19 protein-coding genes, 1 pseudogene and 1 riboswitch are annotated in these 21,505 nt (G+C 69.9%); of the genes and pseudogenes, 13 read left to right on the plus strand and 7 right to left on the minus strand.

Going from position 1 to position 21,505, the window contains the following annotated elements; all coding sequences use genetic code 11:
- Window positions 1-384: an Mth938-like domain-containing protein gene (locus O9280_RS03485; RefSeq protein ID WP_298338777.1), complete on the minus strand. Its 384-nt coding sequence runs from the start codon at window positions 382-384 to the stop codon at window positions 1-3.
- 3 nt (window positions 385-387) lie between these two features.
- Window positions 388-690 carry a ribosome assembly RNA-binding protein YhbY gene (yhbY, locus tag O9280_RS03490; protein WP_298338780.1) on the minus strand — a complete coding sequence of 101 codons (303 nt, stop codon included), beginning with the start codon at window positions 688-690 and terminating at the stop codon, window positions 388-390.
- Between the two features lie 92 nt (window positions 691-782).
- Between yhbY and rlmE the strand changes: the two genes are divergently transcribed.
- The 5 genes and pseudogenes from rlmE (at window position 783) to folP (ending at window position 5,134) form a co-directional block, all read left to right on the plus strand.
- Entirely contained in the window at window positions 783-1,418 is a 636-nt protein-coding gene (gene rlmE, locus O9280_RS03495; RefSeq protein WP_298338783.1) for a 23S rRNA (uridine(2552)-2'-O)-methyltransferase RlmE, read from the plus strand.
- A pseudogene (ftsH, locus tag O9280_RS03500) lies at window positions 1,415-3,280 on the plus strand (ATP-dependent zinc metalloprotease FtsH); the annotation flags it as partial. The gene rlmE and the pseudogene ftsH, both read left to right, overlap by 4 nt.
- Window positions 3,281-3,318: 38 nt before the next feature.
- Window positions 3,319-3,561: a hypothetical protein gene (locus O9280_RS03505; protein ID WP_298338786.1), complete on the plus strand. Its 243-nt coding sequence runs from the start codon at window positions 3,319-3,321 to the stop codon at window positions 3,559-3,561.
- A gap of 63 nt (window positions 3,562-3,624) precedes the next feature.
- Window positions 3,625-4,209, plus strand: coding sequence for a hypothetical protein (locus O9280_RS03510; protein ID WP_298338788.1), 585 nt, complete (start codon window positions 3,625-3,627; stop codon window positions 4,207-4,209).
- A gap of 22 nt (window positions 4,210-4,231) precedes the next feature.
- Window positions 4,232-5,134 carry a dihydropteroate synthase gene (gene folP / locus O9280_RS03515; RefSeq protein ID WP_298338791.1) on the plus strand — a complete coding sequence of 301 codons (903 nt, stop codon included), beginning with the start codon at window positions 4,232-4,234 and terminating at the stop codon, window positions 5,132-5,134.
- A 12-nt stretch (window positions 5,135-5,146) separates the two neighbouring features.
- Here folP and O9280_RS03520 read toward each other — a convergent pair whose 3' ends face one another.
- A complete protein-coding gene (locus tag O9280_RS03520; RefSeq protein WP_298338794.1) occupies window positions 5,147-5,863 on the minus strand; it encodes a hypothetical protein in 717 nt (238 codons plus the stop codon).
- Window positions 5,864-5,897: 34 nt separating this feature from the next.
- The gene (locus O9280_RS03525; RefSeq protein WP_298338797.1) at window positions 5,898-6,977 is read right to left on the minus strand and encodes an alkane 1-monooxygenase; all 1,080 of its coding nucleotides are present in this window, start codon (window positions 6,975-6,977) and stop codon (window positions 5,898-5,900) included.
- 115 nt (window positions 6,978-7,092) lie between these two features.
- On the opposite strand from O9280_RS03525, the gene miaA reads away from it, so the two are divergent.
- The 7 genes from miaA (at window position 7,093) to O9280_RS03560 (ending at window position 16,821) form a co-directional block, all read left to right on the plus strand.
- Window positions 7,093-8,088 carry a tRNA (adenosine(37)-N6)-dimethylallyltransferase MiaA gene (miaA, locus tag O9280_RS03530; RefSeq protein WP_298338800.1) on the plus strand — a complete coding sequence of 332 codons (996 nt, stop codon included), beginning with the start codon at window positions 7,093-7,095 and terminating at the stop codon, window positions 8,086-8,088.
- 105 nt (window positions 8,089-8,193) lie between these two features.
- Window positions 8,194-8,484 (plus strand): RNA chaperone Hfq, encoded by a 291-nt coding sequence (gene hfq / locus O9280_RS03535; RefSeq protein WP_298338803.1) that lies wholly within the window; start codon window positions 8,194-8,196, stop codon window positions 8,482-8,484.
- Window positions 8,485-8,518: 34 nt separating this feature from the next.
- On the plus strand, window positions 8,519-9,817 hold the full coding sequence (gene hflX / locus O9280_RS03540) for a GTPase HflX (RefSeq protein ID WP_298338806.1): 1,299 nt from the start codon (window positions 8,519-8,521) through the stop codon (window positions 9,815-9,817).
- Window positions 9,818-9,869: 52 nt separating this feature from the next.
- The gene (hflK, locus tag O9280_RS03545) at window positions 9,870-10,997 is read left to right on the plus strand and encodes an FtsH protease activity modulator HflK (protein ID WP_298338809.1); all 1,128 of its coding nucleotides are present in this window, start codon (window positions 9,870-9,872) and stop codon (window positions 10,995-10,997) included.
- Window position 10,998: 1 nt separating this feature from the next.
- A complete protein-coding gene (gene hflC, locus O9280_RS03550; RefSeq protein ID WP_298338812.1) occupies window positions 10,999-11,886 on the plus strand; it encodes a protease modulator HflC in 888 nt (295 codons plus the stop codon).
- A 199-nt stretch (window positions 11,887-12,085) separates the two neighbouring features.
- A complete protein-coding gene (locus O9280_RS03555) occupies window positions 12,086-13,378 on the plus strand; it encodes an adenylosuccinate synthase (RefSeq protein ID WP_298338814.1) in 1,293 nt (430 codons plus the stop codon).
- A 170-nt stretch (window positions 13,379-13,548) separates the two neighbouring features.
- Window positions 13,549-16,821: a sensor histidine kinase gene (locus O9280_RS03560; RefSeq protein ID WP_298338817.1), complete on the plus strand. Its 3,273-nt coding sequence runs from the start codon at window positions 13,549-13,551 to the stop codon at window positions 16,819-16,821.
- Between the two features lie 26 nt (window positions 16,822-16,847).
- On the opposite strand, the gene O9280_RS03565 is transcribed toward O9280_RS03560, so the two are convergent.
- From O9280_RS03565 to gcvP, 3 genes are all read right to left on the minus strand, one after another.
- Window positions 16,848-17,162, minus strand: coding sequence for a hypothetical protein (locus tag O9280_RS03565; protein ID WP_297876175.1), 315 nt, complete (start codon window positions 17,160-17,162; stop codon window positions 16,848-16,850).
- A 114-nt stretch (window positions 17,163-17,276) separates the two neighbouring features.
- Window positions 17,277-17,522 carry a hypothetical protein gene (locus O9280_RS03570; protein ID WP_298338821.1) on the minus strand — a complete coding sequence of 82 codons (246 nt, stop codon included), beginning with the start codon at window positions 17,520-17,522 and terminating at the stop codon, window positions 17,277-17,279.
- Window positions 17,523-17,525: 3 nt separating this feature from the next.
- On the minus strand, window positions 17,526-20,417 hold the full coding sequence (gcvP, locus tag O9280_RS03575) for an aminomethyl-transferring glycine dehydrogenase (RefSeq protein WP_298338824.1): 2,892 nt from the start codon (window positions 20,415-20,417) through the stop codon (window positions 17,526-17,528).
- Window positions 20,418-20,460: 43 nt separating this feature from the next.
- A riboswitch (glycine riboswitch) is annotated at window positions 20,461-20,562 on the minus strand.
- A gap of 254 nt (window positions 20,563-20,816) precedes the next feature.
- Here gcvP and imuA point away from each other — a divergent pair.
- Complete coding sequence (gene imuA / locus O9280_RS03580; RefSeq protein WP_298338827.1) at window positions 20,817-21,503, plus strand: translesion DNA synthesis-associated protein ImuA; 687 nt, start codon at window positions 20,817-20,819, stop codon at window positions 21,501-21,503.
- Window positions 21,504-21,505: the final 2 nt, after the last annotated feature.

Here is a 21,505-nt window from a genome sequence, read left to right on the forward strand (position 1 = left end):
TCAGGCGCCGGGGTCGATCAGGAAGGCCGCGACGACCTTGCGGCCTTCGCCGGCCAGCACCGCGAAGGTGCGCGCCGCCGCCGAATTCACCATCGGTTCGAAGCCGATGCCGCGCGTCAGGGCCGCGGCCATGACGGCAGGGGCGGGGAACGCATGGCGCGTACCGGTGCCGAGCAGGATCACCGTCGGCTGCAGGGCGAACAGGGCCTCGAGGTCGCTGGGCTGCAGGTCGGCCACGTTTCGCGGCCGCCAGCCTTCGACGAGCTGGTCGCCGGACACGATGAAGCTGGCATCGAAGCGGGTGTCATTGATCGTCACCCGGCCCTCGGCGTCGACGCCGCGGGGCACGAAGCGGAAATCGGGCTGCTCCTGGGCGAGCGGCATGGCTCAGCGCGGCAGGGCGATCAGCGGCTTGTCGGTGCGCGGCTTGAACATCACGGCGATGTTGCCGATCCGCGCGATCAGCGCGGCATCTGCCGCGTCCGCCAGGGTGGCGATGGCGAGGTCGCGGGCCTCGCGGTCCTCCGCGGCCACCTTCACCTTGATCAACTCATGGATCTGCAGGGCGCTCACGGTCTCGGCCACCAGACCGTCGGTCACGCCTTTGCCGCCCACCAGGATCACCGGCTTCAGGTCGTGGGCCAGCCCGCGCAGGTAGCGCTTCTGGGCGGCGGTGAGGGCGATGGGCATGGCGGGAACCTTCGGCGGCAGCAGGACCTTCGGCCCGGGGCGGCCCGAAGGGCGCGCAGGGTATCATGGGGGGCCTTCCCCACGGCGGCACCATGGCCACCCGCAGCAAGTCCAGCCAGCGCTGGCTCAAGGAACACTTCAGTGACCCCTTCGTGAAGAAGGCGCAGGCCGAAGGACTGCGTTCGCGCGCGGCCTACAAGCTGGAGGAGCTGCTCGAACGTGACCAGCTGCTGAAGTCGGGGATGACCATCGTCGACCTCGGTGCCGCCCCCGGCGGCTGGTCGCAGCTGGCCCGCAAGCAGCTCGGCGACCGCGGGCGCGTGGTCGCGCTGGACATCCTCGACATGCCGCCGATCGCCGGCGTCGATTTCCTTCACGGTGATTTCAGGGAGCCGGAAACACTGTCGCAGCTGGAAGCCCTCTTGGCGGGTGCGCCGGTCGACCTTGTGCTTTCCGACATGGCCCCCAACATGAGTGGCGTGGCCGTCACCGACCAGGCGCGGGCGATGCATCTGTCCGAGCTCGCGCTGGATTTCTGCGACGGCCACCTGAAACGCGGCGGCGCCTTCCTCATCAAGCTGTTCATGGGGGTCGGCTTCGACGATTACGTACGGCAACTGCGCACTCGCTTCGAGCGCGTGGTGATCCGCAAGCCCGAGGCGTCGCGCAAGCGGTCGACCGAGGTGTATGCGCTGGCGACCGCCAAGCGCGAAGGACCGATGAAATGAACGATCTCGCCCGCAACCTCCTCCTCTGGCTCGTCGTCGCCGTCGTGCTGGCGATGGTGTTCCAGAACTTCTCCGGTGGCCCGAGCGCGGGGCGCGACATCGCGTACAGCGAGTTCATCGAGGAGGTCCGCGGCGGCAACATCCAGAAGGTCGAGATCGAGGCGGACCGCGTGACCACGCGCGTCACCCGGAAGAACGGCGAGACCTTCGTCACCTTCAAACCGGAAGACCGCGACCTCACCAACGAACTGCTGGCGAAGGGCATCACCTTCACCCAGGAGCCGCCGCCGCAGAACAGCTTCTTCCTGTCCCTGCTGGTCAGCCTGCTGCCTGTGCTGCTGCTCGTCGGCGTGTGGGTCTACTTCATGCGCCAGATGCAGCAGGGTGGCGGCAAGGGCGCGATGAGCTTCGGCCGTTCGAAGGCCAAGCTGATGAGCGAGGATCAGATCAAGGTCACCTTCGCCGACGTCGCCGGCTGCGACGAGGCGAAGGAAGAAGTCGGCGAACTCGTTGAGTTCCTGCGCGACCCGGGCAAGTTCCAGAAGCTCGGCGGCAAGATCCCGCGCGGCGTGCTGATGGTCGGCCCGCCGGGTACCGGCAAGACCCTGCTGGCCCGCGCCATCGCCGGCGAGGCCAAGGTGCCGTTCTTCAGCATCTCCGGTTCGGATTTCGTCGAGATGTTCGTCGGCGTCGGTGCGAGCCGCGTGCGCGACATGTTCGACACCGCCAAGAAGCACGCGCCCTGCATCATCTTCATCGATGAAATCGATGCGGTCGGCCGCCATCGCGGTGCCGGCCTCGGCGGCGGCCACGACGAGCGCGAGCAGACCCTCAACCAGATGCTGGTCGAGATGGACGGTTTCGAAGGTGGTGAAGGCGTGATCGTGATCGCGGCCACCAACCGCCCCGACGTGCTCGACCCGGCCCTGCTGCGTCCGGGCCGCTTCGACCGTCAGGTGGTCGTCGGCCTGCCGGACGTCAAGGGCCGCGAGCAGATCCTGAAGGTGCACATGCGCAAGGTGCCGCTGGCCGATGACGTCGTGCCCATGACCATCGCGCGTGGCACGCCGGGCTTCTCGGGCGCCGACCTCGCCAACCTCGTCAACGAGGCCGCGCTGTTCGCCGCGCGCGAGAACGGCAAGCTCGTCCGCATGGAGCACTTCGACAAGGCTCGCGACAAGATCCTGATGGGCGCCGAGCGCCGTTCGATGGCGATGAGCGAGGATGAGAAGAAGCTCACCGCCTTCCACGAGGCCGGCCATGCCATCGTCGGGCGCGTCGTGCCCGACCACGACCCGGTCTACAAAGTGACGATCATCCCGCGCGGCCGCGCGCTGGGCGTCACGATGTACCTGCCCGAGGGCGACCGCTACAGCTACAACAAGGTCCACATCGAGTCGATGCTGTGCTCGCTGTATGGCGGCCGCGTGGCCGAAGAGCTGATCTTCGGCGCGGACAAGGTCACCACGGGCGCGTCCAACGACATCGAGCGCGCCACCAAGATGGCCCGCAACATGGTCACCAAGTGGGGCCTTTCGGACGAGCTCGGTCCGATCGCGTACGCCGAGGACGAAGGCGAGGTGTTCCTGGGTCGCAGCGTCTCGCAGACGAAGAACGTCTCGGACGAGACCGCCCGCCGGATCGACGAGGTCGTGCGCGGCATCCTCGACCGGGCCTATGCCCGCTCGAAGCAGATCCTCACCGACAACATGGACAAGCTCCATGTCATGGCCGAGGCGCTGCTGACCTACGAGACCATCGACGCGCAGCAGATCGACGCCATCATGGAGGGCCGTCGTCCGGGCCCGCCGGCGGATTGGGGCAAGGCCGGCAATGCGCCCGTCAAGGACAACGACGGCCCCTCGGCGGGGGCCCCGCTGGGCCCGGCGGCTCCGCAGGCTTGATCGCCTCCGACCGCTCACCGCCGTTGGTCGACGCCGCGGCGGTGCTGCGCGTATCGCGGCGCAATCGCCTCCGCGGCGCGGTGGGCGGTGGCTTGGTGGGCAGCGGCTTCGCCGCCCTCGCGGTCTCGGGATTGAACCTTTGGCTGGGCAAGCCGGCGTTGTTGGTGTGGGCAGGCCTGCTCCTGGGCCTGCCCATGGCCATCCTCGGTAGCTGGTTGATCCTGAAGATCGGCGATTAGCTACGGGCTTGTGGATGCCGGGCGCAGCGGCGAGCATGGCGCTCCGTTCCTTGAGCTTGTCCGATGCAATTTCCCTTGCACATCGCCTTCAAGCGCATCGCGCTCTCGCCGCAGATCCGCGTCAACGACGCGCGCGGCACCCTCACCCATTACGTCAAGCAGAAGCTCTTCAAGTTGAAGGAGAGCGTCACCGTCTTCGCCGACGAGGCGCAGACGCGCCGGCTCTTCGAGATCCGCGCCGACCGCATGCTCGATTTCAACGCGGCCTATCGCATCGCCGACGCCTCGGGCAAGCCGATCGGCGTCGTGCGTCGGCACGGCATGCGCTCGCTGTGGCGCGCCCACTACGAGATCCAGGCCGCCGACGGCCTGCTGCTGACCGTCAGCGAGGAGAATCCGTGGGTGAAGGTGCTGGATGGACTCGTCTCCGACCTGCCGATCATCGGGCTGTTCGCCGGCTATTGGTTCCACCCGGCCTACCTGCTCAAGGACCGCAACGGCACCTTGGTGATGCGCGTGCAGAAGGTGCCCGCGCTGATGGAAGGCCGCTATCGCATCGACGAGCACGCGGCATTGGACGGTGAGGCGCGCGATGCCGTCCTGCAGGGCATCTTCATGACCCTGCTGCTCGAGCGCACCCGCGGCTGATCCCACCCGAGGGGAATCCATGATGTTCGGCATCGACACCGTCCCCACCATCGATTGCGCCGGCCGTGTGCTGCGGCTGGATCGCCCCCGGGTGATGGGCATCGTCAACGTCACCCCTGACTCGTTCTCCGACGGGGGCCGCCACGCGACCGTCGAGGCCGCCGTCGCGCACGGGCTTCGGCTGGTGGACGAGGGTGCCGACGTGCTCGATGTGGGCGGCGAATCGACGCGGCCCGGGGCCGAGCCGGTCGACGAAGCCGCCGAGCTCGCCCGCGTCCTGCCCGTGGTGGAGGCGCTGGTGGCGAAGACGGACGTACCGATTTCCATCGACACCACGAAGCCCGGCGTGATGCGTGCAGCGCTGGCCGCGGGCGCCGGCATGGTGAACGACGTGATGGCGCTTCGCGCGGAAGGCGCGATCGAGGCGGTGGCGGCGTCGAAAGCCGCCGTCGTGCTGATGCACATGGCCGGCGAGCCGCGGACGATGCAACAGGCACCGGCCTACGACGACGTGGTCGGCGACGTGCACCGCTTCCTGGCCGAACGCGTGTTCGCCTGCGAGATGTCGGGCATCGACAAGCGGCGCATCGTCATCGATCCCGGTTTCGGTTTCGGCAAGGCGCTCGAACACAACCTCGCGCTGCTGGCGCAGCTCCGGCGCTTCACCGAGATCGGCGTGCCGGTGCTGGCGGGGCTGTCGCGGAAGTCGAGCCTCGGCCAGATCACCGGGCGTGAGGTCGGGGATCGCTTGGCCGCTTCGGTGGCCGCGCACCTGATCGCCGTGCAGAACGGCGCGATGCTGGTGCGCGTGCATGAAGTGGCGGCGACCGTCGACGCACTGAAGGTGTGGGCGGCCGTGGCCACCGTGCCGACGCCGCGGGGCAAGCCGGCGGCGCCGTCGATCCGCTGGTCTGACGACGAGTAAGCGGCGCGTCGCTCAGCCTTCGCGCCGCGACTGGATGACGCGGTAGACGACGTAGCCGATGCCGAGCAGCAGCAGGATCGGCAGCATCTTCCCGAGCCCCAGGCCGAGCTTGAAGGCGCCAGTGGATTCGACGTTCGGTTGGTGCGCCGCGGGGATCTCGCCTTGGCCGACGGTGATGAGCAGTCCGGCCGGCTGGATGCCCTTCGCGTTCTCGACGCTGACCAGCAGGATCGGATCGCCCTGCGACAGCGGCGGCAGCTCGCGCACCGCCGTGCCGTCGAGCATGCGGCCGGTGCCGGCATTCACCGCGACGTAGGCGTCGTACATGGCGTCGCCCCAGATCGCGCGGAGCCCCGATTCGCTGCGCTTGCCGAAGTTCTGCTCGAACTGCTGCTGGATGGTCCCGGCGGACTGGGTGACACGCAGGTCACGCGGTTCGAACAGCACGGTGCCCGCGGTCGGCGAGGTCGGCTCGCGCTCGAACATGCCGGTGACCACGACCTGGCCTTCCGGATCCTTCGTGGGCGACACCGCGATCAGCTTGTACGACACCCACGTGGGTTGTTTCGGATCGAAAGCGTCCGGAAGGTGGAGCTGGGTGGAGCTTTCCATCTCCGGCGCCAGCGGCATCGGCAGCAGCTCGGTGGCGAGCACGCCGGCTTGGGCGAGGGGAGCGATCACCAAGGCGGCGGCGAGCATGGCGCCCTGTGCGGCGGCGTTGCGGAGCATCAGGAATCCTTTGTCGGGGGGAGGCAGCGGGCGATCAAGCCGGCGCGACGCGGGCTCGGAAGGCCTCGACACGCGGGTGGATCACGCGGAACCACAGCGGCGGCACAAGCGCCAGCACGAACATCGATGCGTAACCGCCGGGCAACTGCGGGCTGTCGGCGTGGTGGCGCAGGATGGCGTAAGGCCGCTTCGGGAAGGCGTGGTGGTCGCTGTGCCGCTGCAGCTGGAACAGCATCAGGTTCGAGAGGCGGTAGTCGCTGTTCCAGCTGTGCAGGTGCGTCGTCCGCTCGTAGCGGCCGTCGGGCAGCTTCCGGCGCTCGAGGCCGTAGTGCTCGATGTAATTGATGATTTCCAGCGAGCTCGCGGCGAACAGGCCCTGCAGCAGGAAGAAGCCGAGGCCGACCAGGCCGAGCCACGCCGTCATCGCCGCGGCCATCGCCAGCCACGCCACCGTCCAGCCCACCAGCTCGTTGCGCCAGTGCAGCGCCGGCAGGCCGAGTTTGCGCAGGCGCACGGCCTCCAAGGCCCAGGCATTGCGCGTGTTGTTGAGGAGTGCGCGCGGGAGGAAGTGCCACAGGCTCTGGCCGTAGCGCGCGCTCGACGCGTCCTCCGGCGTCGACACGTGCACGTGGTGGCCACGGATGTGTTCGACCTTGAAACCGTGGTAGCCGACCGAGGCCAGCAGCAGGCCGCCGACGGTCTGCTCGAACCGGCTGTCCTTGTGGATCAGTTCGTGGGCGGTGTTGATCGCGAGCACGCCGCCGACCACGCCCTGCGACAGCAGCCAGCCGGCCATCGCCAGCGGGGAGAGGTCGGCGCCGACGAACCACCATCCGCTCCACGCCAGGACGCCGAGGTGCACCGGCAGCGCCAGCACGGTGAGGCCACGGAACCATCGCGAGTGGGCGAAGGCACGTTCCTGCTCGACCGGCACGTTCAGGCTGTCGTGGCCCAGCGTGTAGTCGGCGAGTGGCAGCAGCACGAACAGCGCCACCAGTGGGAACCAGGCCGCCGCGCCGGGCGCCAGTCCTTGCGACGCCAACCACGCCGCGAAGGGTAGGGTGGCCGGGATCAGGAAGACGAGCAGGAATCCGAAAGCCTTCAGGCGCGACATGGACGGGGCTCCGTAGGGCGGCGCAGCGGGAATCGGCCTCGAATCTACGCCCCGCACCGGGCCCGCACAACGGCGCGGGACGCACCCGGCTGTCCTGCGGCTATGCTGCGCGCCGATGCCGACCGCTTCCTTCGACTCCCGCTCTTCCCAAGCCGTCGATCCACGCGCCGACCACCGTCCGCGGGCCGTGGCGGTGATGGGTCCGACCGCGTCGGGCAAGACCGATTTCGCCGCCGACTGGGCCCAACGCCTCGGTACCGAGGTCATCAGCGTCGATTCCGCCCTCGTCTACCGACGCTTGGACATCGGCAGCGCGAAGCCCGATGCCGCGACGCTCGCACGTGCACCGCATCGGCTGATCGACCTCCGCGAGCCGCACGAACCCTATTCCGCCGCCGACTTCGCGCGCGATGCCCTGCGCGAAATGCAGTCGCTTACCGCGCAGGGGCGACTGCCGCTGCTGGTCGGCGGCACCGGTCTCTATTTCAAGGCATTGCTGGAGGGGCTCTCCGACCTGCCCGAATCGGATCCGGGAATGCGCGAGGCACTGCAGGGCGAACTCCTCGAGCGCGGCCTGCCGGCCTTGCATGCCGAACTGCAGCGGGTCGATCCGGTCGCCGCCACGCGCATCAAGCCGGGCGACACGCAACGCACGCTGCGTGCCCTCGAGGTGTTCCGCCTGAGCGGGGTGCCGATCAGCGAGTGGCAGGCCCGCAGCCGGGGACCGCGTGCGCCGTTTCCGTTCCGCGTGCTCAAGCTCGTGTTGGCGCCCACCGACCGCACGGTGTTGCATGAGCGCATCGCGCGCCGCTTCCACGCGATGCTGGCCGCCGGGTTCCTCGACGAGGTGCGTGCGCTGAAGGCCGACCCGCGCCTCCATCCCGACCTCCCGGCGATGCGTGCCGTCGGCTACCGGCAGGCCTGGCAGCACCTCGACGGCGCCACCGACACCGCGACCTTCGTCGAGCAGGGCATCGCCGCCACGCGCCATCTCGCCAAGCGCCAGCTCACGTGGCTGCGCGGCGAACACGATGCGCTGTGGTTCGACCCCTCGACCGCGCGCGCGCCGCTGGACCAGGCGATGCGGGCCTTCCTCGGCCCCGATGCCTGAATCGCGGCTGCGCCGCTCGGGTGCCGCGGCCTGCGCTCACTCGCACGTGACCGGCCCGCGGGCTACGATGCCTGTCCCGAGAAGAACAACCACGCCGGATTCCCCATGTCGAAAGGCCAAAGCCTTCAAGACCCGTTTCTGAACGCGCTTCGTCGCGAACGGATCCCGGTGTCGATCTACCTCGTCAACGGCATCAAGCTGCAGGGCACGATCGAGAGCTTCGACCAGTTCGTCGTCCTGCTGCGCAACACCGTCAGCCAGATGGTCTACAAGCACGCCATCTCGACCGTGGTGCCATCGCGCAACGTGCGCGTGGGGCCCGGCGGCGGCCAGGTGAATTCAGCCGGCGATGGCGGCGAGGGTGGCGACGAGCTGCCCGACGAAGGCAACGAGTGACCTTCGCGCGGCGCGTTCTTCGCCGCCCGTACCAATGAACAGCCCCCGCCGAGAGCGCGCCCTGCTGGTCCAGCCTGCGGCGCCCGGAAAACGCGACCCCGCCATCGCCGAGGAGTTCGCCGACCTGGCGCGCTCGGCCGGTGCCGAGGTGGTCGCCGTGATCGATGCCCGCCTCGAGCGCCCCAGCGCCAGCCACTACCTCGGCAGCGGCAAGGTCGAGGAGCTCAAGGGCTACTGCGAGGCCGCCGACGTCGACGTCGTGCTGGTGAACGCCACCCTGAGCCCGGTGCAGGAACGCAACCTGAGCGACGACCTCGGGCGGCGCGTCATCGATCGCGTCGGCCTGATCCTCGACATCTTCGCGCTGCGCGCCGCGAGCGCCGACGGCAAGCTGCAGGTCGAGCTCGCGCAGTTGAAGCATTCGGCCACCCGCCTCACCGGCAAGGGCAAGTCGATGGACTCGCAGCGCGGCGGTTCGATCGGCCTGCGCGGCCCCGGCGAAACCGCCCTGGAGACCGACCGGCGACTGATCCGCGCGCGCATCGATGCCCTCGAGAAGCGCCTCTCGCGCATCGATGTGCAGCGCGCGCAGATGCGCCGTGCGCGGGCGCGCAACGAGCTTCCGCGGGTCGCCATCGTCGGCTACACCAATGCGGGCAAGTCGACGCTGTTCAATGCGCTGACGGGTAGCGGCGTGTACGCGGCGGACCAGCTGTTCGCGACGCTGGACCCGACCGTCCGCCGCATCGACGGCCTCGCCTGCGGACCGTTGCTGCTCTCCGACACCGTGGGCTTCGTCCGCGACCTGCCGCACGACCTCGTGGCGGCCTTCCGCTCGACCCTCGCCGAAGCGCGGGAGGCCGACCTGCTGCTGCACCTCGTCGACGCCGCCGATCCCGAGCGCGACGCGCGCATCGCCGCGGTGAACGAAGTGCTCGAGGAGATCGGCGCCGGCGACGTGCCGCAATGGACGGTCTTCAACAAGATCGACCGCATCGAGGGCCTGGAGCCGCGGATCGACATCCGCGACGGCGAGGCGACGCAGGCCTGGGTGTCGGCACGCGCCGGTGCCGGCTTGGACGCCCTGCTGGAGGCCCTGGGCACCCATTTCGCCGCCGACCTGCTGGTGGGGCGCCTCGTGCTCGGCGCCGCCGACGGCCGGCTCCGGGCCCAGCTCCACGCGATGGGGGCGGTGCGTGCCGAGACGGTCGACGAGCCCGGCTGGCAGCTCGAGGTCCGGCTGCCGCGCAGCACGGCCGAGCGGCTTGCGGCGGCGCCGGGAGGCCATCCGCTTCACGGGCTCTTGCTTGTTGCCCCTGCCACCCCTACCTAGAATCGTGAACTGATCGACGCCCGCGGCCTGCGGGTGTCCGCACGGAGCCCCCATGGCCTGGAACCAACCCGGAAACCGCAACAACGACCCCTGGCGCGGGAAAGACCCGAACCGCGAGGTGCAGGCGTTCGTCGACAAGCTGCGTGGCATGTTTGGCGGCGGTGGCGCCGGCAGTGGCCGCGGCGGTGCCGACGGCTTCAACCCGCTGTACCTGATCGGCGGCCTGCTGCTCGTCTGGCTGGTCTTCAACTCCTTCAAGCTGATCGACGAGCGTGATCGCGGCGTCGTGCTGCGCTTCGGCGAGTACAGCCGGATGATGGAGCCGGGCGCGAACTTCAAGCTGCCGTGGCCGATCGAGCGCGTGATCGTGGTCCAGGCGCAGGACGTCGGCGCGGTCGAGGAGCAGATGCTGGCGCTGACGCGCGACGAGAACCTCGTCGAGATCGGCTACAACGTCCAGTACACGATCACCAACCCGGAAGACTTCCTGTTCGGCACGCGCACGCCGCGCGACCTGCTGCAGCAGTTCACGGAAAGCGCGGTGCGCGAGGCCATCGGCAACGCCGACCTCGAGACCGCGCTGAACAAACGCGACGACCTGACGGCCCGGGTCCAGAAGGTCGTGCAGGACTCGCTCGACAAGTACCGCACCGGCCTGACGATCAACCAGCTCGTGCTGCCCGTGGCGGCGCCGCCGGCCGCGGTGAAGGCCGCCTTCGACGACGTGATCGCCGCCGAACAGGACGCCCAGCGCTTCCAGAACGTGGCGCAGGCGTACGAGGGCCAGGTCGTGCCCCGCGCCCGCGGCCAGGCCTCGCGGACGCTCGCTGCCGCCAACGGCTACCGCGAAGCGGTCGTCGCCCGTGCCGAGGGTGAGGCCCAGCGTTTCGAACTGCTGCTGGCCGAGTACCGCAAGGCCCCCGAAGTGACGCGCAAGCGCCTCTACCTCGAGACCGTGCAGCAGGTGCTGTCGACCAATCCGCGCATCATCGCGGGGGCTAGCGGCAACACGCTGCTGCTGCAGCCGACCGTGCAGGGTGGCGCTGCGGCTGCGGGCGACAACGGGGCGACACCGCCGCTGCTGTCGCGGCCGGAAGTGCAGGCTGCCGCCGTCGAAGCCAGTGAATCCGCCCGTCCGGCCCGACCGACGGACCGTGAACTCCGCGAAGGAAGCCGCTGACATGCGCCAGCTCCCCAATATCCTCATCGCCGCTGCGCTCGCCATCCTCCTGCTGATGGGATCCGTTTTCACCGTCGACCAGACCGACACGGCCATCGTGCTGCGCCTCGGCGAAGTCGTGCGCGAGGACGTCCAACCCGGCCTGCGCTTCAAGGTGCCGCTCATCGAGACGGTGCGCACCTTCGATCGCCGCCTGCTGACGATGACCGCCGACAACAAGCGCTACCTCACCTCCGAGCAGCAGGACGTGCAGGTCGATTACTTCGTGGCGTGGCGCATCGAGAACGTGGCGCAGTACTACCGCGCTGCCGGCGGCGGCATCGAGAGCCAGGCCATTACCCGCCTGTCGCCGATCGTCGAGGGCGCCCTGCGCAGCCTGATCAACCGCAGCACGCTGCGCCAGCTCGCCGAAGCCGGCCGTCGGGATTCCACCGCGGGCCTGATCGACGAGATCAACAAGGGCGCCGCCACGCTCGGCATCCAGGTGGCCGACGTCCGCATCAAGCGCATCGACCTGCCGGATGACGGCGCGTCGGGCACCGAGTCGGTGCTGGATCGCGTGTTCAACCGCATGCGCGCCGACCGAGAGGAAGTCGCCACCCGCACCCGTGCGGAAGGCAACGAGCGCGCCGAGAAGATCCGCGCCGAAGCCGACCAGCAGGCCCAGGTGATCCTCGCCAACGCCGAGCGCGATGCCGCCAAGATCCGCGGCGAAGGCGATGCCAAGGCCGCGGAGATCTATGCCGGCGCCTACGGCAAGGACGCGGAGTTCTACGCCTTCCACCGCAGCCTCGAGGCCTACCGCGGCGCGCTCGCCGACGGCAAGACCACGCTCGTCCTGGATCCGGATTCGGAGTTCTTCGAGTACTTCGAGCAGGCCCGGCGCTGAGCCGTGGCCGCCCGCCGCCCTTCGGGGTGGCGGGGGGCGGAAAAAGGGCGGATAATTTCGCAAAGCCGGGGCGCCTCAAGCGCCACCGGCTTTTGTCTTGTCTGGGGCCAAGGAATGCCCGGCGCCCCGCGGCGCCGCTCCCGCCCGGCCAAGGCCCGCCCGAAAGGGCCCGCATTCCATTGAAGAGAGGGCTTCGGCCATGGGTCAGTCGGTTGTGGTGTTGGGCGCCCAGTGGGGCGACGAGGGCAAGGGCAAGATCGTCGACCTCCTCACCGAGGAGATCGGCGCCGTCGTACGCTTCCAGGGCGGCCACAACGCCGGCCACACGCTGGTCATCAACGGCAAGAAGACGGTGCTGCACCTGATCCCCTCCGGCATCCTGCGCGAGGGCGCGCTGTGCCTGATCGGCAACGGCGTGGTGCTGTCGCCGGCGGCGCTGCAGAAAGAGATCACCCAGCTCGAGGAGAGCGGCGTCGAGGTGCGTTCGCGGCTGAAGATCAGCCCGGCCACGCCGCTGATCATGCCGTACCACATCGCGCTGGATCAGGCCCGCGAGAAGGCGGCCGGCGGCAAGGCCATCGGCACCACCGGCCGCGGCATCGGCCCGGCCTACGAGGACAAGGTGGCGCGCCGCGGCATCCGCGTGGCCGACCTCGCCTATCCGAAGGAGCTGGCCGAGAAGCTCCGCACCACGATGGACTACCACAACTTCGTGCTGACGAAGTACCTCGGCGTCGAGGCGGTGGACTACCAGAAGACGCTCGACGAGGCGCTGGCGTTCGGTGCGTACGTCGATCCGATGAAGGCCGACGTGGCCGGCATCCTCCACGACCTGCGCAAGCAGGGGAAGCGCGTGATGTTCGAAGGCGCGCAGGGTTCGCTGCTCGATATCGACCACGGCACCTATCCGTACGTCACCTCGTCGAATACGACGGTGGGTGGCGCGATGGCCGGCACCGGCGTCGGCGCGGACGCCATCGACTACGTGCTCGGCATCGCCAAGGCCTACGCCACGCGCGTCGGTGGCGGCCCGTTCCCGACCGAACTCAATGACGAGATCGGCCAGGGTATCCGCGACCGCGGCCAGGAATACGGCGCCACCACCGGCCGCCCGCGCCGCTGTGGCTGGATGGACATCGTTGCGCTGAAGCGCGCCGTGGCCATCAACGGCATCACCGGCCTGTGCATCACCAAGCTCGACATCCTCGACGGGATGGAGAAGCTGAAGATCTGCATCGCCTACGAATACCGCGGCAAGCGCACCGAGTACGCGCCGCTCGACGCGGCGGGCTGGGAAGAGTGCACGCCGGTCTACCTCGAGTTCCCGGGCTGGAGCGAAAGCACCGCCGGCGTCACCGAGTGGGAGAAGCTGCCCCCGGCGGCACGCGCCTACCTGCGCGCGCTCGAGGAACTGGCGGGCTGCCCGCTGTCGATCGTTTCGACCGGCCCGGGCCGCGAGTCGACCATCGTGCTGCAGGATCCGTTCGCCTGATCGCAAGGGCGGCGCCATGGCGCGCCGCCACATGTGCCCCCTCGCAGTGTCTGCCATGATCGGCGGGCACCTTCGACGGGGAGCACGGCGGCATGGCGGAAGCGAGGCAGGGAGCCAGCGCGATACCGGCTTCGGCCGCGGCCCAAGGCGGGCGGCGACTGTCCCGGGTCGTGGCGATTTCCGCCTTTGTCGTTCTGTCGTGCGTCCAGGCCGCGCTCGCGTCGGCCACGGGCCTGTCGCCCACGCCGCCGGTCTTCCAGACCATCGCCGATGCGCGGGCCGTGCCGAACGGGGTCATCACCGCGCTGGCTGAGGACAGTGACGGCCTGATCTGGGTGGGGTCGACGAATGGCCTGCTGCGCTTCGACGGACAGCGGGTACTCCATGAGTCCGACCGCTCGCCGGCCTTGCCAAGGGCGTACGTGCAGAGCCTGCACGCCTCGGCCGACGGCCGTCTGTGGGTGGGCCTCCAGGGCTTCGGCGTGTGGTGGCGCGACCCGGCGACCGGGGCCTTCGTGCGCCTGCCCCCTCTCGACACCCCGTCGACCCATCGGGACAGCGGGCTGACGCCCCTCGCCATCACCTCGGACGGTGAGCGCGGGGCATGGATCGCCGATGCGCGCGACGGCGCTCGGCGAATCGACGCCGAGGGACGTTGGGTGGACGGGGTGCACCTGATGCCCGGCGAATCGGTGCGCACGGTGCTTGTCGATCGCCAAGGCACGCTCTGGCTGGGCCACCGCGGCGGCCTGATGCGCCTCGGGGCGGGTGAGACCATGTCCGAGCCTGTGCCGGGCTTCGAAGGGCGATATGTCTACGCGATTCACGAGGCGCGCGACGGGCGGCTGTGGGTCGGGACGCAGGCGCATGGCGCCTCCGTTGTCGAACGTGATGGCTCGGTGCGCCACTTGCCCTTGGCGCCGGCGCCTGGCGGCGTGGGGCATCCCTGGGTGGACGGGTTCGTCGACTGGGGCGAAGGGCGGATGTGGTTGTCGACCTTCGGTGGCGGGCTCGAGGTGCGTGACGCCGCCAGCGGCGCGCTGATCGAGCGCTTGCGACAGTCGCCGGGCCGCGTCGGCAGCCTGGGGGTCGACCGCATCCAGTCGATCCTCGTGGACCGCGCCGACCAGCTGTGGGTCGCCACCTGGGGCGGCGGCCTACAGCGCCTGCCCTCCGGGCTGCAGGCCCTCCGCTACCTGCCGTCCGGCCCCGGGGGGCTGCGGCATCCCACCATCAACGCGTCCGCGCCGCTGCCGGACGGACGCCTGTGGCTGGCCGTCGGCGACCTTGGCATCGATGAAGTGGACACCCGCAGCTTGCGCGTTCGGCGCGCGATTTCCGTCGGCGAGGCATTGGCCGATGGCACGGTGCGGAGCCTGCTGTGGACGCCGGATGGCCAGTTCTGGACCGCCATGCAGGAAGGCGGCGTGTGGCGCGCGGCCGACGATGCCGGCCGCTTCGAACCCGTGGCCGAGGATTGGCCCGAGCGTTGCGCCCGCACCCTGGGCGTGGCGGTCGGGGGTGGTGTCTGGGCGGGCTTGGAGCGTGGTCTGCGGCGCATCGGCGCCGACGGCGAGGCCGCCCCTCCGGTGCTTCGGGAGGATGGTCAGCCCTTCGATGAACTCGTGTGGGCCGTGCTCGAGGACGATGCCGCGCGGCTCTGGGTCGGGACGCCGCTGGGGCTTTGGTGGCGGCCGGCGTCGGGCGGTGGCCTGCGTCCAGCGCGGACGCTGGCGTCCGCGGCCATGCCCGCGGCGCGGGCAGGGGCCGAGTCCGGTGTGCTGCGCCTCGAGCAAGGGCCCGACGGCACGCTCTGGATGCTGGCGCGCGACGGGCTGTACCGCCTTCAGCCCTCGACGGACGGTGTCGAGTTCGAGCGCCAGATCGAGGCGACGGCCGTGCCGCAGGGCCTGGGCGACCAGCTCGTGGTGGATCGCGATGGCATCGTCTGGACGGGGCGCGTGCGCTTCGATCCGCGCGCCCGGCGTTGGCAGGCCCTCGGCCCGGCGGATGGCCTCGACGTCGCCAACCAGGTCTGGGGAGCCAGCCTGGCGATGGGCGATGGCCAGATCGTGTTCGGCACCAGCACGGGTTTGGTGTTGCTCGATCCCTCGCGATTCCGCCCTTGGGCGTTCAATCCTCAGGTGGTGCTGGGCACCGTCGAGGCCGATGGTGTCGCGCTGCCCCGCGAGCCGTGGGGCTGGCGGGTGCCCGCCGGAACGCGGCGACTGGCCATCGGTTTCAGCGGTCTCGATTACTCCGACCCGGCCGCCGTGCGCTACCGCTATCGGCTCGAAGGGCAATCCGGCGGCTGGATCGCGGCCGATGCGAGCCAGCCCACGGCGACGTTTGGCGGCCTGTGGCCAGGCGATTACGTGCTGGTGGTGGAGGCCACCAACCGCGTCGGCGACTGGAGCCCGCACGCGCTGGTGCTGCCGCTGAGGGTCGAAGCGAGGTTCTGGCAGACGCCGGCCTTCCTGCTCGCGGGCCTGCTGCTCCTGCTGCTGGCGATCGCCGGCCTGCTCCGTTGGCGCGAAGCCCTCGCGGCCAAGCGCGCACTCCGGCTGCAGGCGCTCGTGGACTTGCGCACCGTCGAGCTGGTGCAGGCCCGTGACGATGCCGAAGCGGCGCTGCAGGAATTGCGTGGCACGCAGGGCAAGCTCGTCGAGGCGGAGAAGATGGCGTCGCTCGGCCAGATGGTGGCGGGCGTGGCGCACGAACTGAACACGCCGCTCGGCAACGCGCTGGTCGTCAGCTCGACCCTGCACGGGCAGGCGCAGGGTGTCGCCCGCGCTGCCGAGGAAGGGCGCTTGAAGCGCAGTGATCTCGACAGCTTCCTGCGCGTGCTGGGCGAGGGCAGCCAGCTCGTGGTGCGGAGCATCGGCCGCGCGCATGAGCTGGTGTCGAGCTTCAAGCAGGTCGCGGTGGATCGATCGGGCAGCAAGCGCCGGCGCTTCGATCTCGGCACCGTCGTCCGCGAGGCGCTGGAGATGGAAGGGCCGATCCTTCGCCATGCCCGCTTCCGCGTGGCGCTGCACGTGCCCGACGGCATCGTGATGGACAGCTATCCGGGCGCCATCAGCCAGATCGTCGGCAACATGGTGAACAACGCGGCGATGCACGCCTTCGACGAGGACGCCGAAGGCACGCTGCGCATCGAGGCGGTGCGGATCGGCAAGGCCGAGGGCACCGAGGTGGTGCTGTCCTTCGCCGACGATGGGCGCGGCATGGACGAGGCCGTGCGGCGGAAGGTGTTCGAGCCGTTCTTCACGACGAAGATGGGCCGCGGCGGCACCGGCCTCGGCCTGAACATCGTCTACAACCTGGTGGGCCAGCTGCTCGCTGGGAGCATCAGCGTCGAGAGCCGGCCGGGCGAGGGCACGCGATTCGAACTGCGCCTGCCCCTGGTGGCGCCGCCTTCGGAGCCCGACGCGGGGCGTTGAGCGATGCCGCTGTGCGGCGATGCGGCTTAGGCGCGCTCGTTGAACAGGCTGCCGATGGCGTCCTCGCGTGCGCGGAAGGCCGCGGCATTCGCTTCGAAATCGCGCTGCCCCACGCGGGCGTCGATGGCGTCGCTGATCGCCGCCTGGTCGGTGTTGTTGGCTTCGGTGGTGCGCACGGTGCGCGCCTGCACGCCACCGTTCGGGGCCTCGGACTGCTCGACGCGCAGGCGCTGGGCGCCTTCGGTCTGGCGGTTCGCGGTGTTGCTCGCGGCGGCGTCGACGCGCTGCAGCGCGACGGCCATGCCGGACTGCGAGGCGTTGGAGGAAATGCCGTTGATCATTGGCGCGACCCTCGGGGAAGTGTCCGGAAGCCTACGCCTCCTGCGCCCGGAAACCGTGAAGGCGCACGGGGATTCGGGACCGTGGCGTCCGCCCCCACGGGGCGGTGCGAAGGCTCAGGCGCGGGCGTCGAAGCGCTGGCCGAGGCGGTCGTCACGCCCCTGCAGTGCGGCCGGAAGGGCCGCCATGCCATTGGCGGCCCCACCATTCACGCGGTTCGCCAGCGCATTCACATCCACCGAGACGGAGGCCATGGCCGGCATCGCGCGAGGCGATTCCAGCCGGGGCGCGTTCGCCGTCGCCGCCTGCATGAGGGCGAGGGCGGCGTAGGGCGTGGCGGAGCTGATGCGCTCAAGGGGCATGGATCAACCCGCCGCCGGTTCCTCGGCGTCCTTGAAGGCTTCCACCGGGATGCAGGCGCACATGATGTTGCGGTCGCCGTAGACGTTGTCGACGCGGGCCACCGGCGGCCAGTACTTCGTCTGCTTCAGCGACGGCAGCGGGAAGGCCGCCAGTTCGCGCGGGTAGCCGCGGGTCCACTCGCTGGCCGTCACGACCATGGCCGTGTGCGGGGCATGCTTCAGCGGGTTGTCCTCGCGGTCCAGGTGGCCGTCCTCGATGGCGCGGATCTCGTCGCGGATCTGGATCATCGCGTCGATGAAGCGGTCGAGCTCGTGCAGCGATTCCGACTCGGTCGGCTCGACCATCAGCGTGCCGGCGACGGGGAAGCTCAGCGTGGGCGCGTGGAAGCCGAAGTCGATCAGGCGCTTCGCGACGTCCTCGGCGCTGATGCCCGTGCTGTCCTTGATCGGGCGCAGGTCGAGGATGCACTCGTGCGCGACGAGGCCGTTGCTGCCCGAGTACAGCGTCGGGAAGTGCGGCTCGAGGCGCTTGGCCACGTAGTTGGCGTTGAGCAGGGCGACCTGGGTGGCGCGGCGCAGGCCTTCGGCGCCCATCATCACGATGTACATCCAGCTGATCGGCAGGATGCTGGCCGAACCGAAGCTGGCAGCCGAGACCATCGGGCCGTCGCCGACGCCGGCGGTGCGGAAGCCGTCGGTCGTCAGCGCGCCCGGCAGGTAAGGCGCGAGGTGCGCCTTCACCGCGCAGGGGCCGACACCGGGGCCACCGCCGCCGTGCGGGATGCAGAAGGTCTTGTGCAGGTTGAGGTGCGAGACGTCCGAGCCCCACTTGCCGGGCTTGGCCACGCCGACGATGGCGTTCATGTTGGCGCCGTCGGTGTACACCTGACCGCCGTGGGCGTGGATGATCTCGCAGATCTCGACGATGGCCTCCTCGAACACGCCGTGCGTGGACGGGTAGGTGACCATCAGCGCGGCGAGGTTCGCCGAATGCTTCTCGGCCTTGGCGCGTAGGTCGGCGACGTCGACGTTGCCGTCCTTGTCGCAGGCCACGACCACCACGTCCATGCCCACCATCTGCGCCGAAGCCGGGTTGGTGCCGTGCGCCGACTCGGGGATCAGGCAGATGTGGCGGTGGCCCTCGCCGCGGGCGCGGTGGTAGCCGCGGATGGCCAGCAGGCCGGCGTACTCGCCCTGCGCGCCGGAGTTCGGCTGCAGGCTGACGGCGTCGTAGCCGGTGCACTCCACGATCATCGCTTCGAGCGTGGTGATGAGCTCGCGGTAGCCCTCGGCCTGCTCGGCCGGGGACAGCGGGTGGATGTTGGCGAACTCCGGCCAGGTGACCGGGATCATCTCGGCCGTGGCGTTGAGCTTCATCGTGCACGAGCCCAGCGGGATCATCGTGCGGTCCATGGCGAGGTCGCGGTCCGCCAGTGTGCGCAGGTAGCGCAGCAGTTCGTGCTCGCTGTGGTGCGTGTTGAACACCGGGTGCTGCATGAAGGCCGAGGTGCGGCGCAGGCCGGCGGGCAGGGCGTCCGGGGTGCTGGCGTCGGCGGCGTCGATGTCGGCCACGGTCGCGCCGAACAGCGCGGCGAGCGCAGCGATGTCCTCGCGGGTGGTGATCTCGTCGAGGCTGATGCCGACGCTCGTGGCGTCGATCGCGCGCAGGTTGATGCGCGCGGCCTTGGCCTTGGCGTGCAGCGCGGCGGCATCGACGCCGACCACGTGCAGGGTGTCGAAGAAGTCGGTGCCGACGGTGACGCCCGTCCTGCGAAGCGCGGATGCAAGAATCGCGGCGAGGCGGTGCACGCGCGTGGCGATGCGGGTGAGGCCTTCCGGACCGTGGTAGACGGCGTACATCGAGGCCATCACCGCCAGCAGCACCTGCGCGGTGCAGATGTTCGAGGTGGCCTTCTCGCGGCGGATGTGCTGCTCGCGGGTCTGCAGGGTGAGGCGATAAGCCGCGTTGCCTTGGGCATCGACCGAGACGCCGATCAGGCGGCCCGGCATCGAGCGCTTGAAGGCGTCCTTGCAGGCGAGGAAGGCGGCGTGCGGGCCGCCGAAGCCGAAGGGCACGCCGAAGCGCTGGGTGTTGCCGACCACGATGTCGGCGCCCCATTCGCCGGGGGCCTTGATCAGCGTCAGCGCCAGCAGGTCGGTGGCGACGGCGACCAGGCCGCCCTTGGCGTGGATGGCGTCGGCCAGCGCGGCGTAGTCGTGGATCTGGCCGACCGTGTTCGGGTACTGCAGCAGCACGCCGAAGACGTCGGCGCCGGCGGCGTCGGCTTCGTCACCGACGACCACCTCGATGCCGATGCCGTCGGCGCGGGTGTGCAGCAGGGCGAGGGTCTGTGGGTGCACGTGCTTCGAGACGAAGAAGCGGTTCGACTTCGACTTGGCCGAGCGCTTGGCCAGCGTCATCGCCTCGGCGGCGGCGGTGGCTTCGTCGAGCAGCGAGGCATTGCTGATCTCCATGCCGGTGAGGTCGGTCACCATGGTCTGGAAGTTGATCAGCGCCTCCATGCGGCCCTGCGAGATCTCGGCCTGGTAGGGCGTGTAGGCCGTGTACCAGGCGGGGTTCTCGAGGATGTTGCGCAGGATGACGTTCGGCGTGTGGGTGCCGTAGTAGCCCTGGCCAATGAAGCTGCGGAACACCTGGTTCTTGTTCGCGATCGCGCGGATCTTCGCGAGGGCTTCGACTTCCGTGACCGGGGCGGGCAGGGCGAGCGGCTGCGTCGAGCGGATCGAGGCCGGCACGATGGCGTCGGTCATCGCCTCGAGCGAGGGCTGGCCGACCACCTTCAGCATGTGGGCGATCTCGGCCGCGTTCGGGCCGATATGGCGCTCCAGGAAAGCGTCGTGGTGCTCGAGGGCGCGAAGCGAAGGCGTGGTCATGGCGATGTCCGGACGTGATGGAGGGGCCGCGCGGAAGGCGCGGTGGTGCCCCTCTGTCCTTTTGCCTGAGAGTTTGCGAAGCCGGAATCGCGCTTCGCGTGCACCTTCGGCGCCGGGTTCGACCGGTCTCTCCAGAGTTGCTCGCGCGCGACGGTACGGGGGCCTGAGCGATTACGGGCGTTGCGCCTTCGGCAGCGTGGGCGCCGGGGATCGAGGCCCGGTGCCACCGCTTCTCCCGCCGCGAGCAAGAGCCCGCGGAGTATAGCCGGCGGCACCCGTGACGGGCCGGTCGCGAACCCTGAGACAGGCATCGATTCCCATCGGCAGACGCCGGCCCGCCGGCTTCACGATAGCCACATTTTTGTGTGGTACTTTCCTCTGCCGGATCGGTGACCTGCCATGCCTGCCGCCCTTGCTTCCCTCGATACCTTGATCCACGAGCGCCGCCTCTGGCCGGCCGCGGGGCAGGCGGCCGGGCGGCCGGGGGAGCCCACCGGCCATGCCCCGCTCGACGCCGCGCTGCCGGGCGGTGGCTGGCCCGGCGCGTCGCTGCTCGAGCTGCTGCTGCCGATGGATGGCGTGGGTGAACTGCGCCTGCTGCTGCCCACCCTGGTGCGGCTGGCGCGGCAGGGCCGCAGCCTGCTGATGGTGGCGCCGCCCTACCTGCCGTATGCGCCGGCACTGGCCGCGGCCGGGCTCGATCTGGCGCGACTGCGCGTGGTGCGGGCCGAGGGCCGCGATGCGCTGTGGGCTGCCGAGCAGGGCTTGCGCTCCGGGGCCTGCGGCGCGGTGCTGTGTTGGCCGCAGGGCGCGGATGATCGCGCCTTGCGCCGGCTCTCGGTGGCGGCCGAGCAGGGCGATGCCCTGGGTTTCGCCTTCCGGCCCCTGCGCGCCCTGCAACAGCCCTCGCCGGCGGCCCTGCGGATGGAATTGATGCCCGGCGATCGCGTGCACCTGCACAAGTGCCGCGGCGGGGCCGTGCCGGCCGCAGCGGTGGCGTGGGGCGCCACATCGGACGTGCCGACGCGCGCAATGGTCGATGCGTCGAGCCCGTCACCACGCGTCGCGCTGCGCGCCGTGCACTGAGG

Source organism: Silanimonas sp. (assembly GCF_027531545.1).
Classification (GTDB): Bacteria; Pseudomonadota; Gammaproteobacteria; order Xanthomonadales; family Xanthomonadaceae; genus Silanimonas.